Below are 16,993 nucleotides of genomic sequence, written 5' to 3'. Positions count from 1 at the left end.
AAAAACAGGCTTCACAGCTCGGGCCCCATGGAAAAGTGCAATCGAATGCCGCCATCGTCGTCCAGCGCATGGGCCAGGTCGAGGCGGATCGGCCCCACCGGAGAGATCCAGCGCACGCCGATACCGACCCCGGTCTTGAGGTTCGGCAGCTCAAGTGTATTAAAGGAATTACCCTGGTCGACGAAGGTCGCCACGCGCCATTTTTCCGCAACGGAATACTGGTATTCGGCGCTGGCGGCGACCATGTAGCGACCACCAATGCGGTCACCCTGGCTGTTTTCCGGGGACAGGCTCTGATACTCGTAACCGCGCACACTCTGGTCGCCACCGGCGAAGAAGCGCAACGACGGCGGTATTGACTTGTAGCCGTTGGTCGCGCTGCCGCCGACCTGCACCCGACCGAGCAAGCGGTGCTTGTCGAACACCGTGGTCAGACCTTTGACCAGCGCGGTGCCGTACAGCAAGTTGTTATCGGAACCCAGGCCTTCCTTGGCGACCTTGCTTTCGAATTGCAGGCGATAACCGTTGTGCGGGTCAATGCGGTTGTCGCTTTTGAGGTACGAATAGCTCACACCGGGCATCAGCAAAGTACTGAGGCCGGAATCGTCGCCGAGTCGGTATTCCTCGCGCTGCCACTTGAGCGAAACCACCCGTTGCCAGCCGCTGGGCAGCTTGCTGTGCCACTCCGGGCCGACGGTCAGCAGCTTGCTGAGGCTGTCCTTGTCAGCGATTTCTTCTTTCTGATAACCACCGGCGAAGCGCAGTTTGTCGGTCAGCGGCGGGTCCAGGGGAATGTCGTAGAACAACCCGACGTTTTGCCGTGGCGCGGAGACTTCGGTCTCCCAGCCATAACTGTGACCCTGGGGGTTGACCCAGTGCCGGGTCCAGTTGGCCTTGACCCGCGGGCCGACGTCGGTGGAATAGCCAAGGCCAAGGCCCATGGTTCGTGGCTTGCGGGTTTCGAGCTTGACGTCCACCGGAATCACATCGTCCTTGGACGCCGTCGGTGCCGCGTCGACCCGCACGCCTTCGAAATAGCCGCTTGATTGCAGCGCCTGGTTGAGTTCGGCGATCAGTTCGGAGTCATACGGCGTACCGGCCTTGAATGGCACCATGCGTTGCAGCAGGTCTTCGTCGAACGGCGTGTCGCCTTCGAAACTGACCTTGCCCAGCGAGTAGCGCGGACCACTGTCGTAGATCAGCTCGATATCGGCCACGCCGGCACGCGGATCGACCGACAACTTCTGACGGGTAAAGTGGCCACTGAAGAAGCCATAGCGCGAGGCCTGGTTCTGGATCAGGCGCTTGGCGTCCTCGTATTGACCGTGGTTGAGTACCGCACCGGTTTGCAGTGCCTTGCTTTTGGGCACACGAAAAGATTTGAGGGAGGCAGCCGGGCCGTCGACGCGGATCGTGACTTTGCGCAAATGCACCGGCTCGCCGGGCTCGATGGTCAGCACCAGGCGCGGCGTCTTGCCGCCCTTGACCTCGCTGTCGATTTGCGGTTGGTAGTAACCCAAGGCCTGGGCGGCCTTGCGCGCCTGTTCCTCGGCGCCACGACTGAAGCGCAGCAAGGCCTCTTCGTCACGATCGCCGAGACTGCCGATATAGCCTTCTATATTGGCCTTCAGTGCATCGTTGGACGGTTTGATCCGCACATCCAATTCACTTTGCGCCAGCGCCGCGCAGCTGGTAATCAGCATCAGCACGCCACCGGTAATTCTTCCTGGAAACTTCATAGGCGCGGATGCTATCACGAGCGTGGAGCGTGATAGAGCCTGGCCTGCACAGAAAGTTCTACCTCAAGCTGTTGCCGAATGTAATACCTGCGGATTGGCGTGGAAAAACACGTGTTCGCGAATCGGTCCCACCGCCACCTCGCCGATTTCTTCATAGCCCTGGCGCTTATAGAAGTCGAGATAACGAGGATTGCCGGTGTCGAGAATCACACCCTGGGAGTTTTCGTCCACCGCACACCAGTTATGCACTGCCTGCAGCAGTTGCTCGCCAAAATGCTTGCCCTGGAATTGTGGGTGAACCCCCAGCAACGGCAGCACGTGTACCGAGTCGTTCGGCACGCAGGCAGCGACGGCGTCGTGATATTCAAGGTAGCGGCGGGTGCAGCGAAAACCGGTACTGAGCACCATGCGCAGGCGCCAGGCCCAACTTTCAGTCACACCCAGGCGCCGTTGCGGCGGTGCGATCAGAGCAATGCCGATCAGCCGGTCGTTGACCAGCAAGCCGATGGCCGGCAACTCCTGGAAAAAGTGCTGCTTGACCAACTCGCGCACGGTGGCGCGCACTCGTTGTTCATAGCCGGGACGCTCGGCTTCGAACAGGTAGCTGAACGTCGGCTCGTGCCGGTAGGCCTGATACAACAGGGAACGCGCTTCGCGGGAATAGCCGCTGTCGAGCATGTGGATATCGGCAATGGCGGTCGAGGTTTCGGGCATAACGGAAAATCTCCCCGGCGCGCCGCTCAAAAGGGTGGCGCTCTTGTTGGTACGAGCCTCTGGGTGCGGGCACAGTTCCTTGTTGGTTTCAAAACAGCGGTTTTGCTGGGTCTACCAAGGTATAGACCAACTGCAACAGGTCTGTGCGCCGGGATGCGAAAGCGCTGACTTGGCACCCACCGCACTAGCAGTTCTGATAGTAGGCAGAACCTGAAATTTAGCCGATGCTCAAATTACAGCTTTTTAAGTCTTGCTCGGAGATCAGGCAATGACAACACCACCTCTTCAATCAGTATTGTGTCACTACCGCTACGATGCGCTGGATCGCTCCATCACCTGGACCCCAGACCGGCAGGCCGGACACCAGCGCTTTTTCTGCAAAGACCGCCTGGCCACGGAAATCCAGAACGCCGCGCAGCACAGCATCTTCCAGCATGACGACCAGGTGTTGGCGCAACAGAATCGTTGGGGCGATAAGGTGGACACCACGCTGCTGGCAACCGATCACCAACGTTCAGTGCTGAACGCGGTGGACTCGATCCAGGCTCATCGTATTGCCTACACGCCGTTTGGACATCGACCGCTCGAGAGCGGTTTGTTGAGCCTGCTCGGGTTTAACGGTGAACAGCCGGATTTGGTGACCGGGCATTATCATTTGGGTAATGGGTATCGGCAGTTCAACCCGGTGTTGATGCGATTTAACAGTGCGGATAAGTTGAGTCCGTTTGGGAAAGGTGGGGTTAATGCTTATGCGTATTGTGGGAATGATCCGCTGAACTGGACAGACCCGAATGGCACCTCGAAAATCTTTCGGTTGATCTTCGGGCGAGGGAAAAATATTTCAACTGATGACGCATACAATATGGCGTCAACCTTCATAAACGAAAACATCAGCGCAAGTGCGAAAACTCGTATGCTCTATACGGCCTCAGACTCTACAAAAACAATCGACATTGGAAAATACAACAAACATAGCCAAAAAAAAATATGGAGAGAACTGCAAAAAAGAGAAGAAACACTTGTTGAGACTGTGAAAAAATCAAAACTCTCGCTTACGGAAACTTACTTAAAGTCAGTAGCTGCAAGTGATAACTTAGGCGGCATCACAGAGCGTTTAATTTTTCACCCCCATACGACCACTGTACAAAAATTTAATTTTTTTGATAATGCAAGACTTACAACGAAAACCAGGGAAAATGCAATTGGATATGCAATCGAAAATACAAAATCGATAAACTCCCTTAATAACGATATAAAAACTCATACAATCGATTTACTATACGAGCGCCTCCGGATACTTCGTGAAAAGATATAAAGAAGAAAAAACACTATTGAAAATAGAGCTCAGTTACTTTTTGAGGCACTTGATCTTCAAGCTCACGCTTCGCCGATTTGACAATTCGCTTGCCTGCACTTGCTATGATTACCTCTGGCAGGAGCAACGGGCTAGCCCCACACCGGCATGTCAGCTAGCATCGCCCTTTTGCCAGGACTGCCGAGCATGAAGATCGTCTCCTTCAACATCAACGGGCTGCGCGCTCGCCCGCATCAGCTGGCGGCGCTGATCGAAAAGCATCAGCCCGATGTGATCGGGTTGCAGGAAACCAAGGTCCACGACGATCAGTTTCCACTCGATGAAGTCAAAGCCCTGGGCTACCACGTGTATTTCCATGGGCAAAAAGGACATTACGGTGTCGCCCTGCTTTCTCGCCAGGAGCCGCTGGCCCTGCACAAAGGCTTTGCCACCGATGAAGACGATGCTCAGCGACGCTTTATCTGGGGCACTTTTGCCGACGCCAACGGCGTGCCCGTGACCATCATGAACGGTTACTTCCCACAAGGCGAAAGCCGCGACCACCCGACCAAGTTCCCGGCCAAGCAGCGCTTCTACAGCGACCTGCAGGCGCTGCTGGAAAGCCAGTTCAAGAACGAGCAGCCGCTGGTGGTGATGGGCGACGTGAACATTTCCCCGGAAGACTGCGACATCGGCATCGGCCCGGACAACATGAAACGCTGGCTAAAGACCGGTAAGTGCAGCTTCCTGCCGGAAGAGCGCGAGTGGATGGTCCGGCTGAAGAACTGGGGCCTGGTGGACAGTTTCCGCCACCTCAATCCGGATGTCGCCGATCGCTTCAGCTGGTTCGACTACCGCAGCCGCGGATTTGAAGACGAGCCCAAGCGCGGGCTGCGGATCGATCTGATCCTCGCGTCCCACGGGCTGCTGCCACGGATCAAGGACGCGGGCGTGGACTACGAACTGCGCGGCATGGAGAAGCCGTCGGATCATGCGCCGATCTGGCTAGAGTTGAGTTAAAAAGGTTCGCAGCGCGTAGGAGCTTGCTCGCGAAAAATGTCCAGACAACGCGATCATCCAGACAGGGCGCGTTATCGTTGACGTCCATCGCGAGCAAGCATCGCTCCTACAGGGAACGTGTTTACTTGAAATCAGGTCGGCTGTCAGGCCGCCTCGCTTTGGCTTTTTGATTTTCTTGCCCCCTCACGCCCTGAGCCTGTCCGTCAACCTGTGACTACCTCCATCGGCGCCTCTACCAACGTTGATCCGCGCCGCGTTAAAGCCTGCAAGTAAGCCATTTCGTCATAGACGGTGCCGTTTTTCCAGCAGCGATAGACGATTCTGATCCACTTGAAAGCAAGTGCTCTCAGGGTCGCCTGGTATGAGCAGCCTTTAGCCCGCTGCTGCCGATAATAAGCCTCGGCCCACGTTGATTGAGTGATGCTGTGAGCGGCCCATTCGACAAAGGTCTGACGCAAGAAGGTTGAGCATTGGTAGCGCCAATACACGACTTTCTTCTTTCCGCTACGCTCGGTAACGGGTGCGATTCCGGCATATCGCTGCATCGCATTGGCGTCGCTAAATCGATCACGCTGTTCACCAAAAGCCACCATCAGGCGCGGCGCAAGATGTTGGCCGGCGCCAGGGAGTGCCTTAAAGATCGGGTAATCGGCCAAGGTGCTGGCCGTTTCTTCGATCTCGCGATCAAAATCCTTGATGGTGGAAAGGAGCCCTTTAAGTTGCGACGCCAAGGCTGTTGCGTACAACTGCGAAGGACGTATTACCCCCGGGTCCTGTGTCAAAGGCATCGCTTGGGTGATGATTTCCCAGCGCGTTTGATTGAGTTGAGCGTGACGAGCGTTGTGCTCATTAAAGAACTTGAGAAAAGTACTCTGGCGAGAACGCTTGATGTGCTCAAGCGTGGGCCAGCGCATCAGAAAGTCACAGAACACCACGGTGTCATGACTGCTAAACAGCTCCAGGGCCAATGGATAATACTGTTTGAGCGTACAGATCAAGCGGTTGCTGACCTTCACTCGCTCATCAACCAGTGCACGTCGATGTTCTGTCAGGCTGGCCAAAATACGCATGGCCGGGCTTTGCGGCATCAGCTGCGCAAACCGTTGGGGATAGGTGAGCAACAACTCAAGCGCCCATTGAGCATCGGTCGGATCATCCTTGGCACCGCTGCGGACAAAGGTTTTACGGTGTTTGGCCAAGGTGCTCGGATTGATTGGAAACAGGCAAAAGAACTCGTACTTTTGCAGGGCCGCCACCAACGGGCCCTTGTTGAGCTCAAGAGCAATCGCGATCGGAGCGCCGTAGCGCTCAAACAACGATTTCGCCCAACGATCAATCGATTGGGGTGTGTGGTCGATGACAGAGAAGTGCCGCCGGGTTTCCCCCGCGACCTGCAAACACACGTCATGCTTGGTATCTGCCCAATCTATTCCGACATAAGCAGTGAATTTCTGAGACAGGAGCGTTTGCATCAACAACCTCCACAGGCGCTAAAGTACATGCAGGAACATGCATGCTTACGTCCAGCGAAAGCGATATAGAGAGCCGTGTCGGGCTTTCCCTGAGTATTCGTTAGAGGGCGCAAGCGCACCTGTGGGCTCGAAGGTGAGGAGGTAATCATCGCGTGCTTGAGAGGCATATTCGTAGCCCACGGGTGCATGCTCCTTCCCTTGATTAAAACTGACTTCCAGACACCGAAGTATGGAAGAGGAAAGGAACGGACAACCTATATCGAGAGGCCGAGTGGAGGTTCTGCGCAGTGGGCAAACCGGCATGGATACCGGTTTAGCCGCGCTGGGCCAAGGATGGCCCATCGCGGCGGGCCCTGTAGGAGCGAGCCTGCTCGCGAAAAACCTGAGAGCACCGCGGGGTGTCAGGCTCCCCGCGTCATCGTTGACCTCCATCGCGAGCAGGCTCGCTCCTACAGGCTCTTCCAAGTGACTCGCTGTAAAAGCCATCCCTTTCAAGGTCTTTTGACTTTTGCGGCCTTGAGCACCCGATCCGTCGACACATGGGCATGCACTGCCTTACCTTCAAGCCACTCCTTGGGCTTGGGCACCTTTGGGCCACGTATGCTTTTGGCGACCTGTTTGGGTTTGATATTCCTGGCCAGCGCCAACAGGCGCTGTGCCGGAGTTTCTGAGGTCGATTGAAGTGATAAGTAATCTGAAGGCAACGCGATCTGCATGCCCTCATAACCGCTACGCACTTGCACGGTCAGGTGGAAGATCGAAGCCTCCCATCCCTCTGGCTGCGTTTGGCGATGAGCCTGCTCAACGCTGCGCTTAAGCACTGACAACACGTTGTAGGCCAACACCGCCGAAGCAAACCCGAGCAGGGCCGCCTTGGGGTTGCTCAAGGTTGCGATTTCACTGTCCAGCACCGATTCCAGGCGTTGGAACATCCCTTCGATACTCCAGCGACGACGGTACAAGTCGGCTATTTGCTCAGCGCTGATGGTCTCAGGCAAGTTGCTCCAGAACAACAACGTGGTGTCGCCTGATTCGGTAGCTTTTTGCAGGTTCAGCTCGACACGCCGCCACTGACGTCCACCTTTCACTTCGATGATTTGCTCACGCACGCTTCCCGTCGCGACCGCGACAGGTTCCTGCCAGTCGCCTTCCTGAAGCAGGCGCGGATGCTTACTCGGCTCACGAACAATGAATGCAGCCCCGGCGTCTTCACAGGCCTCCATGACCGGGAGCGTGCAGTAGAGTCGATCCGCCATCCACAACTGGCCCGCACTGGCGTTTTCCAGCAACGGCAGCACACCGACGCGCTCACTGGCATAAGCATCTTCACAGGGTTGGAGATCGACGACCTGGTCCAGATCAGGGTCGTAAACCACGACCGAAAAACCAGGCCGGGCGGCACCTCGTTCACGGCGCAAAGCACCCAGACGTTTTTCACTGGAAGGCAGGTGGTTGCCGTCAACGACCCGCAGTTGCCAGCCGGGCAAAATGGCAGAACAGCCCAACTCCTCAATCGTCGGAGTCAGGCGCTGCGCACTGCCGCTCACCAAGGCGCGCAGCAGCGCGGGCTCTGTGCGGCTGACCTTGTCGTAAAGCGCCGCCAAGCTGACGGGCAGATCATCCATCTGCCGTGCAGCGGCATGCAGCGAAGGCCGCAACCCCAGTGAAACAAGGGACATCAGCTCAACGATGGTCGAAAACAAAAGCTCACGCGGGTACTGGCGTTGACGGTGTTCTTCGAACACCTGATCGACCCACTCAGCTGCAATGGCCTGCTCCAACACCAATTTGGCCATGACACTGGCCGGTGCTTTTTTCTCGAACCGCGCTAAAACCTCTGCCCACATCGTCTCGTCTTCCTGACCGGAGTTTTTGGAGGATTTTAACAAAGACCTTGAAAGGGATGGCTGTAAAAGCGAAACCATAGGTGGCCGTTACCGCAGGAATGGATATGTACTCCGCCGACAAATAATAGGTCGGCTGTCAGGCCGCCATCGCGAGCAAGCTCGCTCCCACAGTAGATTGGGTACAGCCGCGAGCAACTGGTCGACTGATAGACCGCCATCGCGGGCAAGTCGGATCGCCGCACCGCTCGCTCCTACAAAAGCATGGGCGGCATACAGGGCTGTCATCTTTCGGAAATCTTTCTGACTTATTCTCCCGGCATCCCTTGGTCTTGAAAGGTGCCGGCATGTTGCTGCGCGCGTTGTTCCTGTTGATCCTGTGCATCTGGCTGCCGCTGTCGGTAGCGGCCAGCGCCTTGCCGATCCCCGGGCAAGGTCCGGTGCTGCGTATCCAGGGCTCCAACACCATTGGCGCAGCACTGGGGCCGGCGCTGGTTGAGGGCCTGATGAAAAAGCAGGGCCTGCTCAAGGTGCACAGCGAAGCGACGGACAAGCCCAACGAATCACGTATCGTCGGTGAAACCGAACAAGGCCGTCGGGTCGAAGTGGAACTGGCGGCCCACGGCTCCAGTACCGGCTTCACCGCACTGAAAACCGCCAGTGCCGATCTCGCCGCCTCTTCCAGGCCGATCAAGGACAGCGAACTGGTCAGCCTCCAAGCATTGGGCGACCTGAAAAGCGCTGCCGCCGAACAGGTCATCGCCATCGACGGTGTGGCAATCATCCTGCATCCGCAAAACCCGTTGAACACACTCGACACCGTGCAACTGGCGCGCATTTTCAGCGGCGAGGTGAAAACCTGGGAAGAACTCGGTGGCAACGGCGGGACCATTCATCTTTATGCGCGCGATGATCAGTCCGGCACCTACGATACGTTCAGGGAATTGGTCCTCAGTGGTCATGGCAAAACCCTGAGCGGCAGCGCAAAACGTTTCGAATCCAGCGAACAATTGTCCGACGCCGTGAGCCAGGATCCGCACGGCATCGGCTTTATCGGCCTGCCCTACGTGCGCTCAGCCAAGGCCGTGGCGATTGCCGACGGCCAGTCCATGGCCATGCTGCCGCTCAACAATCTGATTGCCACGGAAGATTACCCACTGTCCCGGCGCTTGTTTTTTTACCTGCCACCCAAGCGCAACAACCCTTGGGCCGAAGCGCTGGTGGCCTTCGCGCAAAGTCAGCAGGGCCAGGCGATCGTCGCGGCCAACGGCTTCATCGCCCAGACGATCCAGGCCATGAGCGTCACGCCGAATGCGTTGATGCCCGAGGGCTACCAGGCACTGAGCCGCCACGCCATGCGCCTGACGGTGAACTTTCGCTTCGAAGAAGGCAGCGCCAGTCTGGACAACAAGGCGCGACAGGACCTGTCACGGGTCCTCGACTATGTGCAGCAGCACGACAAGACCGTTCGGCAGGTAACGCTGGTAGGGTTCGGCGATGCCAAGCTCGATCCGGCACGCGCCGACCTGCTCTCGAAACTGCGGGCCATGGCGGTGCGCCGCGAACTGGTGAAAAGTGGCGTGGTGCTGCGTGACATTCGCGGTTTCGGCGCCGAGATGCCGGTGGCGGCCAACAGCGAGGATGAGGGGCGGATCAGGAATCGGCGGGTCGAGGTCTGGGTTTACTGAGCCTGTCAGGCCAGGTCCTTGCGCAAAGCGGCTGATCGAACCTGGCCCGAAACGACATCAGCCGAGCAATTTTTCCAGTTGCGCAAGGGTATCGACGGCACCCATGGTTTTGGCGGCATCCAGCGCGGTAATGCCGTTGGCGTCCTTGGCTCGCGGGTCGGCACCTTTGCTGATCAGGTAGTCGACGACTTCGACGCGGTTGAACATCGCGGCCATCATCAACGCGGTTCGGCCGTCGAATGACGACCCCTCAACCTGCGCGCCCCCTTCGACCAGGGCCTTGATCACGGCCAGGTCGCCCTTGAAGGCCGCGCCGGCAATCGGGCTCTGGCCATTGTCGTTGCGGATCTCCGGATCAGCCTTGTGTTCGAGCAAGACTTTTACCGTGTCCACGTGGCCGTGGTAAGCGGCCAGCATCAGCAAGGTGTCGCCCTTGTGATTGCGCAGGTTCGGCGGCAGGCCCTTGCTCAGCAGCGCAGCCATCATGGCCGCATCGCCCTCGCGCGCCTTGTTGAAGACCTGTTCGGCAAACTCGGCAGCTTCTTCGGGGGTCATCTGGCGGCTGTTGTCTGACATTGAACGCTCCACTTTCAGTTTTTCGCAAAGCCGACAGTTTCCCGAGGGTGCGCGTCACTGTCACTTGTTTTTTCTGATGCGCGGCCATAGCCCTGGTCAAAATAGCCACATTCAATAGCATCACTACTAATAACGATGCTTGCCATCCTGGATGTCCGCCAGCACCTGCCCGGTGACCTGCACGTAGGTTTCGGTTCCCGGCAACCAGGCATAGATCGGGTCATCACCGGTCCTGCCAGGGTCGAACGCTTCGTCCTTGAGCCGGGTCTTCTGGTATTTGAAGGTCCCGGTGGTTTCCATTTTCACTTTCACCCGCAGGAACAGCGGTACCGCGTAGGCCGGCATGTGTTGCCGGGCGAATGCCAACAACTCGCGGAAGTCCAGGGTCGCCAGTGATTCCGCGGGGGTGATCGCGGCCATCCCGGCTCGGCCGTTGGTGTTGTGCACTTCCACGCCATAGGCCACGGCCTCGGAAATGTTTGGATGCCGCAGAAGGATGTTCTCGACCTCGGTGGTCGACACGTTTTCCCCCTTCCAGCGGAAGGTATCGCCCAGGCGATCGACAAATCGTGCATGACCGAAACCGATGTTGCGCAACAGGTCGCCGGTGTTGAAGTAGCGGTCGCCCTTGACGAACACATCGTGCAGCACGACTTTTTCGGTCGTGTGCGGATCGGTGTAACCATCTAGCGGAGCCTTGTCGTCGATCCTGGCCAGCAGAAGCCCCTGCTCGCCCTTGCCAACTTTGCGCATGAAACCATTGGCGCCACGGGTCGGCGCACCGCTGTCGTGGTCATACGCCGCCAACTCCCAGGACATCAGGGAAAAGCCCACGGTATTGTCGAAATTGAGGATGTTGCTGAAGCCGATATTGCCGTCACTGGCAGCATACAGCTCGCAAATATGCTCGACCGCGAAGCGTGTCTTGAATTCACCCCATGCGCCGGGACGCAAACCGTTGCCGATCATCTTGGTCACGCCGTGCTTGCTGTCGTCGGCACTGGGAGGCTGGTCGACCAGGTAGCGGCACAGCTCACCGACGTAGCCCAGGGTGGTGGCCCGGTATTTGCGCACATCGCTCCAGAATTGGCTGGCGCTGAACTTGCGGCGGATGGCGAACCCCGAGGCCCCGCTGATGGCCGAGCCCCAGCACACGCACAAGCCGGTGGCGTGATACAGCGGCAACGTGCAGTAGACGATGTCCTCGGGCCGCATATCCAGTGCGATCATGCCAAAGCTTGCGCAACTGCGCATCCAGCGCCCGTGCTTGAAAACCCCGGCCTTGGGCAGCCCGGTGGTGCCCGAGGTATAGATGTAGAAACAAGGATCGTCGAAAAAGACCTGCTGACTGCTGGCGGGGTTGTCGCTACAGGATCGATGCTGGCCGTCATCAGGTTGACGAACCCGTCGGGCGCGATGCCCGGGTGGCTGTAGGTGTCCTGATCGGCGACAAACCAGGTGCGCGCCCTGTCGATCGACACCCGCTCGTGCACCGCCAGGTAGGCCGGGACCAGTTCCGCACCGACGACAATGGCCGCGGGCGTCACCAGGTTCAGGCTATGAGCCAGGGTATCGCGGGTTTGCGAGGTATTGAGCAACGCACTGATGGCGCCGACCTTGGCCACCGCCAGGATGGTCACCAGCAGTTCCGGGCGATTCTCGATGAAGACCGCCACTACGTCGCCCTTGCCGATGCCTTGGGCAATCAAGTGATGGGCGATGCGATTGGCCCAACGGTTGACCTGGGCGTAAGTCAGCTGCACCTCACCGTACAGCAAGGCCGGGCCTTCGGGGTTACGCAGAGTGGCCTGCTCGAAACTCCAGCCCAGGCCACACGCTTGAGTCGGATCCTTGACGTTGGCGACCTTCATGCCCTTGACCACACGAGGAATGGCTTTGGCAATGGAAGGCAGCTTGCGGAGCATCATGCCCCAGGTAATCGTGTCGTGCTGCGTGCGGCTCATGGCTGTTCCCGGTGGATTTTTTTATTGTCGGGCGGCGTTGATCGACCCCGAAAATACGTCAACGGTTCTTCAGCTGTACACGCGGTTTTTGAAATGTTTTGTATCCGCGACAACGACGTTTGAAATCGTGAGCGCGTGCACGCCGAATGGTTCCATCGAAGTGCCGACGACCACGCAAAATGCAGGATGCACGATTGCCAATCATGCAGATTGCACGAAGGCAAAAATCGTCAAAATTTATATGTCATTGTTTTATATGATTATTTTAGAGAGCGAAATACTGGCACAATCACTGCAACAGTCTTCTCATGCTTGCCATTCACGAGCTAACGGAGCTGATAGACATGAGCCTGATCCAAGAAAAATTTTCCTCCTTGTTCTCCCACTTCGACGTGACCACCCAGGATCGACCTGACGGCGGGATCCTGCTCACCCTGCGCAGCGAGGGCAAGGAATTCAAACGCTCGATTTCCTACCAACAGCTGCACAATGGCGATCAACTGTCGTGGGTCATCAGCGCCATTCGCCGCGATCTGGCGGAACAGGCCAGTGAGTTGCCGCAAATCTCCATGCTGCAAAGCCAGCAGCGCTTTGCCTTGCCGACCTATCATTCGCTGTAAGGGTCGCGCTGCGGTAAACCATCAGGCCGTGCAAGCTTTCGCTTCACGGCCTGAATTGTGTGGGGTGCCAACAGCTTTCAGTCATCCATTCGCGGGAATCGGCCAGCGCTGTCGTCGCCGGTGAAATTGGCCACCCAAGGCTGGTTCCTGGACAGACGGATCGCAACCACATAGGGCTGCTCGCCGATGTCCAGCCACTGCCGGGTGCCCGCCGGCAGCGCCATCAGGTCGTTTTTCTCGCACAGCACGGCGTAGACGTAATCGTCGATGTGTACAGACAACAATGCACTGCCCGCGGCGACCATCATGACTTCGTCTTCGGCTTGGCGGTGCTCGGCAACGAAGCTCGCGCGTATCGGCTCTTTTTGCGGGTGATCACGGTCGAGGCTGATCACATCGACCGCGCGCAACCCACGCTCGGTCATCAGTGTGTCGATGGACGCCTGGCAGGCGCTGATGACGTCTTCGTGGCTGGCACCGGGGCGGATCTTCGCCGTGGCTTGCCAGCGGTCGAAGCGTACGCCCTGCTCGGCAAGGGTCGAGGCAATGTCTTCGAAATGAGTCAGCACCTTGTTGGGTACGTCGGGACTGGAAACGTGATAAACGGACAGGCTGCTCATCAGGACAACTCCTTAAGGGTTCAAGAGGGAGCGCGTGTCCTCTTGCATTCGTGTGGCAATGATAACGGCTGCCGCCAGCGCTGCGAGGCTGGCAATACTAAAGGTTAAGGGTGCGCCAAGGGCATTCCAGCTGTAACCGGAATACAACGCGCCCAATGCGCCACCGGTGCCGGCCAGTGCAGCGTACAACGCCTGGCCCTGCCCTTGCTGGCGTGGGCCGAAGCTGCGCTGCACGAACTGAATAGCCGCCGCGTGAAAGCTGCCGAACGTCGCCGCGTGCAGCACTTGGGCAAACAACAACACCCAGAGAAATTCGGCCAACGAACCGAGCAGCAGCCAACGCAACGCCGCCAGCAGAAAACTCGCCAGCAGCACGCGCCGTACCGAGAAACGCGCGAGGATCCGGCTCATGGCCATGAACATCAGGACCTCGGCCACCACGCCGACGGCCCAGAGCATGCCGATCACGCCCCGGCTGTAGCCCAGTCGCTCAAGGTGCAGCGTGAGAAAGGTGTAATAGGGCCCGTGGCTCATCTGCATCAGCGCCACGCAGGCGTAAAACGCCAACACCCCGGGGCTGCGCAGTTGCGCGAGAAAACCTTCGCCGGTCAATCGCTCGCCCTGGACGGGTTGGGCATTCGGTACCCACAGGCTGCTGAGCACGATCCCGGCCAAGATCAGAACCAGCGCCGCGGGGTAAATGTCCAGGCTGAGCCATTCGAACAAGCGCCCGAGCGCGACCACCGTGATGATGAAACCGATCGAGCCCCACAGGCGAATCTGGCTGTAGCGCGATGCCTGGCCTTGCAGATGCGCCAGGGTAATGACTTCGAACTGCGGCAGCACCGCGTGCCAGAAAAACGCATGCAAGGCCATGACCATCGCCAGCCAGGCATAGGTCTGGCTGACGAAAATCAGCGAAAACGTCAGCAACGTGCACACCGCGCCGAAGCGCACGATGGCCAGCCGCTGCCCGGTGTAGTCGCCGAGCCAACCCCAGAGGTTCGGCGCCACGCAACGCATCAGCATCGGGATAGCCACCAGCTCGCCGATGCGCGCCGCGGAGAATCCCAAGTGATCGAAGTACAGCGCCAGAAAAGGCGCTGTCGAACCAAGCAAGGCGAAATAGAACAAATAAAAGCTGGACAGCCGCCAGTACGGGAGCGCCGTCACCGTTATCTTAAATCTGGCCCAACACCGGCGTGCTCACACGCACATCGGCGTTCTGGCCACGGTGACGCAGCAGGTGGTCCATCAGCACGATGGCCATCATCGCTTCGGCAATCGGCGTGGCGCGGATGCCGACGCATGGGTCGTGTCGGCCCTTGGTGATGACTTCCACCGGGTTGCCATGGATATCGATCGAACGGCCCGGTGTGGTGATACTGGACGTTGGCTTCAACGCCAGGTGTGCCACGATCGGCTGGCCGGACGAGATGCCGCCGAGAATGCCGCCCGCGTTATTGCTGATGAAACCTTGCGGGGTCATTTCATCGCGGTGCTCGGTGCCACGCTGGGCGACGCTGGCGAAACCGGCGCCGATTTCCACGCCCTTGACCGCGTTGATGCTCATCAGCGCGTGGGCCAGCTCCGCATCGAGACGGTCGAAAATCGGCTCGCCCAAGCCCGGCATCACGCCTTCGGCGACCACGGTGATCTTCGCGCCAACCGAATCCTGGTCGCGGCGCAACTGGTCCATATAGGCTTCCAACTCGGGAACTTTGTCCGGATCGGGACTGAAAAACGCATTCTGCTCCACCGAGTCCCAGGTCTTGAACGGAATTTCAATCGGACCGAGCTGGCTCATGTAGCCGCGAATGACGATGCCCTGGGTCGCCAGGTACTTCTTGGCAATCGCGCCGGCGGCCACGCGCATCGCGGTTTCCCGGGCCGAGCTGCGGCCGCCGCCGCGATAATCGCGCTCGCCGTATTTGTGGTGGTAGGTGTAGTCGGCATGGGCCGGACGGAACAAGTCCTTGATCGCCGAGTAGTCCTTGGACTTCTGGTCGGTGTTGCGGATCAGCAGGCCGATGGAGCAGCCGGTGGTGCGACCTTCGAACACCCCCGAGAGGATTTCGACTTCGTCGGCTTCCTGGCGCTGGGTGGTGTGGCGGCTGGTGCCGGGCTTGCGGCGATCCAGGTCGCGCTGCAGATCCTCCAGGGAAATCTCCAGGCCCGGCGGGCAGCCATCGACAATGGCGACCAACGCCGGACCATGGCTTTCGCCAGCGGTGGTGACAGTGAACAGCTTGCCGTAGGTATTGCCGGACATGCAGGACGCTCCGTGAAATGAACCTGAATACGTAATGCGCGCCAGTATACGCAGGCTATCCAAGTAGTTCATCCTCGAACCTTATGGGTGACTGTGAGTCCAACCGGCACCTTGATGATGATGGCGTGACAATGCTGCGAGTTCTAGCCTTGAGCCTTACCCTGATTTCCGGCTTCGCCCAGGCCACTGTCCTGCAGCGGCCGATCACCCTGGACACCGACACCGGCGAGCTTTTCGGCTCGTTGCTGCTGCCTAAATCCGACACGCCGGTGCCGGTTGTCCTGATCATTTCCGGCTCCGGCCCTACGGATCGTGACGGGAACAACCCCGAGGGAGGGCGCAATGACAGCCTCAAACGCCTGGCCTGGGTGCTGGCCAAACACAACATTGCCAGCGTGCGCTACGACAAGCGCGGCGTGGCGGCGAGCCTGGCGGCCACCCCTGACGAACGCAATCTGTCGGTGGAGGCCTATGTGGCCGACACCGAAGCCTGGGGCCGAAAACTCAAGACCGATCCGCGCTTCAGCCAGCTGATCCTGCTGGGCCACAGCGAAGGTGCCTTGATCGCCAGCCTCGCGGCGCCGAACGTCGATGCGGCGGCGGTGATTTCCATGTCCGGCAGCGCCCGGCCGATCGATCAGGTCCTGCGCCAGCAACTGGGCAATCGCCTGCCTCCCCCGCTGATGCTGCGCAGCAATGAGCTGCTCGACAGCCTCAAGGCCGGAAAAACCGACGACAACGTGCCGCCCCAATTGCAGGTGATTTTCCGTCCGAGTGTGCAGCCGTACCTGATTTCGCTGTTTCGCCAGGACCCTGCCGCGGCGTTCGCAAAGTTGAAAATGCCGGCGCTGATCATCCAGGGCAGCAACGATATCCAGGTAGGGGTCAATGACGCCCGGTTGCTCAAGGCAGCCAAACCGGACGCCGAACTGGCGCTGATCGAAGGCATGAACCACGTCATGCGTATCGTGCCTAACGACGTTAAACGCCAGCTGGCCTCCTATAAAGATCCGAATTTGCCACTGGCGGCGGAACTGGGTGCGCGCATCCTCGGATTTATTGACGGACTTCGCTCCAGTTAATTTGCTCTCCAGTCTTATGGAAAACGGCCGATAAGCCTTTGTCGCCAGCGCACTGGCTGGCGGCAAGTAGAGCTTGGACAGGATCTCG

At 58.6% G+C, this 16,993-nt stretch carries 13 protein-coding genes and 1 pseudogene; 5 read left to right on the top strand and 9 right to left on the bottom strand.

All coding sequences use genetic code 11. From position 1 onward, the window contains the following. Nucleotides 1–11: 11 nt before the first annotated feature. Nucleotides 12–1,739 carry an autotransporter assembly complex protein TamA gene (locus tag ACA058_RS10210; protein ID WP_497638963.1) on the bottom strand — a complete coding sequence of 576 codons (1,728 nt, stop codon included), beginning with the start codon at nt 1,737–1,739 and terminating at the stop codon, nt 12–14. A 63-nt stretch (nt 1,740–1,802) separates the two neighbouring features. Continuing rightward, complete coding sequence (locus ACA058_RS10205) at nt 1,803–2,453, bottom strand: GNAT family N-acetyltransferase (RefSeq protein WP_020800047.1); 651 nt, start codon at nt 2,451–2,453, stop codon at nt 1,803–1,805. Between the two features lie 268 nt (nt 2,454–2,721). Between ACA058_RS10205 and ACA058_RS10200 the strand changes: the two genes are divergently transcribed. After that, entirely contained in the window at nt 2,722–3,768 is a 1,047-nt protein-coding gene (locus tag ACA058_RS10200; RefSeq protein WP_497638962.1) for an RHS repeat-associated core domain-containing protein, read from the top strand. Between the two features lie 186 nt (nt 3,769–3,954). Further along, entirely contained in the window at nt 3,955–4,767 is an 813-nt protein-coding gene (gene xthA / locus ACA058_RS10195) for an exodeoxyribonuclease III (RefSeq protein WP_497638961.1), read from the top strand. A gap of 203 nt (nt 4,768–4,970) precedes the next feature. On the opposite strand, the gene ACA058_RS10190 is transcribed toward xthA, so the two are convergent. Beyond that, on the bottom strand, nt 4,971–6,239 hold the full coding sequence (locus ACA058_RS10190) for an IS110 family RNA-guided transposase (RefSeq protein WP_497635127.1): 1,269 nt from the start codon (nt 6,237–6,239) through the stop codon (nt 4,971–4,973). Between the two features lie 491 nt (nt 6,240–6,730). Beyond that, nucleotides 6,731–8,035 carry an IS4 family transposase gene (locus ACA058_RS10185; protein ID WP_497639904.1) on the bottom strand — a complete coding sequence of 435 codons (1,305 nt, stop codon included), beginning with the start codon at nt 8,033–8,035 and terminating at the stop codon, nt 6,731–6,733. Between the two features lie 395 nt (nt 8,036–8,430). Here ACA058_RS10185 and ACA058_RS10180 point away from each other — a divergent pair, with 395 nt between their 5' ends. Beyond that, the gene (locus tag ACA058_RS10180) at nt 8,431–9,771 is read left to right on the top strand and encodes a substrate-binding domain-containing protein (protein ID WP_497638960.1); all 1,341 of its coding nucleotides are present in this window, start codon (nt 8,431–8,433) and stop codon (nt 9,769–9,771) included. A 57-nt stretch (nt 9,772–9,828) separates the two neighbouring features. Here ACA058_RS10180 and ACA058_RS10175 read toward each other — a convergent pair whose 3' ends face one another. Both ACA058_RS10175 and ACA058_RS10170 read right to left on the bottom strand, forming a co-directional pair. After that, nucleotides 9,829–10,347, bottom strand: a complete 519-nt coding sequence (locus ACA058_RS10175; RefSeq protein WP_497638959.1) for an ankyrin repeat domain-containing protein — start codon at nt 10,345–10,347, stop codon at nt 9,829–9,831. Between the two features lie 126 nt (nt 10,348–10,473). After that, a pseudogene (locus ACA058_RS10170) lies at nt 10,474–12,311 on the bottom strand (long-chain-acyl-CoA synthetase). A gap of 344 nt (nt 12,312–12,655) precedes the next feature. On the opposite strand from ACA058_RS10170, the gene ACA058_RS10165 reads away from it, so the two are divergent. After that, nucleotides 12,656–12,931: a DUF3509 domain-containing protein gene (locus ACA058_RS10165; RefSeq protein ID WP_497638958.1), complete on the top strand. Its 276-nt coding sequence runs from the start codon at nt 12,656–12,658 to the stop codon at nt 12,929–12,931. 77 nt (nt 12,932–13,008) lie between these two features. Here the strand turns inward: ACA058_RS10165 and ACA058_RS10160 are convergent, their stop codons facing one another. The 3 genes from ACA058_RS10160 to aroC are packed head-to-tail and all read right to left on the bottom strand — an operon-like array spanning nt 13,009 to nt 15,823. Further along, nucleotides 13,009–13,551 carry a 1,2-dihydroxy-3-keto-5-methylthiopentene dioxygenase gene (locus tag ACA058_RS10160; RefSeq protein ID WP_497638957.1) on the bottom strand — a complete coding sequence of 181 codons (543 nt, stop codon included), beginning with the start codon at nt 13,549–13,551 and terminating at the stop codon, nt 13,009–13,011. A gap of 12 nt (nt 13,552–13,563) precedes the next feature. Further along, nucleotides 13,564–14,730 carry an MFS transporter gene (locus ACA058_RS10155; protein ID WP_497639903.1) on the bottom strand — a complete coding sequence of 389 codons (1,167 nt, stop codon included), beginning with the start codon at nt 14,728–14,730 and terminating at the stop codon, nt 13,564–13,566. Nucleotide 14,731: 1 nt separating this feature from the next. Then, the gene (gene aroC, locus ACA058_RS10150; protein WP_497638956.1) at nt 14,732–15,823 is read right to left on the bottom strand and encodes a chorismate synthase; all 1,092 of its coding nucleotides are present in this window, start codon (nt 15,821–15,823) and stop codon (nt 14,732–14,734) included. A gap of 83 nt (nt 15,824–15,906) precedes the next feature. Here aroC and ACA058_RS10145 point away from each other — a divergent pair, with 83 nt between their 5' ends. Then, nucleotides 15,907–16,905, top strand: coding sequence for an alpha/beta hydrolase (locus ACA058_RS10145; RefSeq protein ID WP_497638954.1), 999 nt, complete (start codon nt 15,907–15,909; stop codon nt 16,903–16,905). The last annotated feature ends 88 nt before the right edge of the window (nt 16,906–16,993 follow it).

The organism is Pseudomonas sp. LBUM1649, assembly GCF_059716155.1.
Note: the sequence above shows the minus strand (reverse complement) of the source record. Positions and strands in the feature narration are given on the sequence as shown.

What these genes read in the sequence shown, in the direction of transcription:
- ACA058_RS10210 (WP_497638963.1), bottom strand. Translation starts at nt 1,739, where the DNA reads ATGAAGTTTCCAGGAAGAATTACCGGTGGCGTGCTGATGCTGATTACC.
- ACA058_RS10205 (WP_020800047.1), bottom strand. Translation starts at nt 2,453, where the DNA reads ATGCCCGAAACCTCGACCGCCATTGCCGATATCCACATGCTCGACAGC.
- ACA058_RS10200 (WP_497638962.1), top strand. Translation starts at nt 2,722, where the DNA reads ATGACAACACCACCTCTTCAATCAGTATTGTGTCACTACCGCTACGAT.
- xthA (WP_497638961.1), top strand. Translation starts at nt 3,955, where the DNA reads ATGAAGATCGTCTCCTTCAACATCAACGGGCTGCGCGCTCGCCCGCAT.
- ACA058_RS10190 (WP_497635127.1), bottom strand. Translation starts at nt 6,239, where the DNA reads ATGCAAACGCTCCTGTCTCAGAAATTCACTGCTTATGTCGGAATAGAT.
- ACA058_RS10185 (WP_497639904.1), bottom strand. Translation starts at nt 8,035, where the DNA reads ATGGCCAAATTGGTGTTGGAGCAGGCCATTGCAGCTGAGTGGGTCGAT.
- ACA058_RS10180 (WP_497638960.1), top strand. Translation starts at nt 8,431, where the DNA reads ATGTTGCTGCGCGCGTTGTTCCTGTTGATCCTGTGCATCTGGCTGCCG.
- ACA058_RS10175 (WP_497638959.1), bottom strand. Translation starts at nt 10,347, where the DNA reads ATGTCAGACAACAGCCGCCAGATGACCCCCGAAGAAGCTGCCGAGTTT.
- ACA058_RS10165 (WP_497638958.1), top strand. Translation starts at nt 12,656, where the DNA reads ATGAGCCTGATCCAAGAAAAATTTTCCTCCTTGTTCTCCCACTTCGAC.
- ACA058_RS10160 (WP_497638957.1), bottom strand. Translation starts at nt 13,551, where the DNA reads ATGAGCAGCCTGTCCGTTTATCACGTTTCCAGTCCCGACGTACCCAAC.
- aroC (WP_497638956.1), bottom strand. Translation starts at nt 15,823, where the DNA reads ATGTCCGGCAATACCTACGGCAAGCTGTTCACTGTCACCACCGCTGGC.
- ACA058_RS10145 (WP_497638954.1), top strand. Translation starts at nt 15,907, where the DNA reads ATGGGTGACTGTGAGTCCAACCGGCACCTTGATGATGATGGCGTGACA.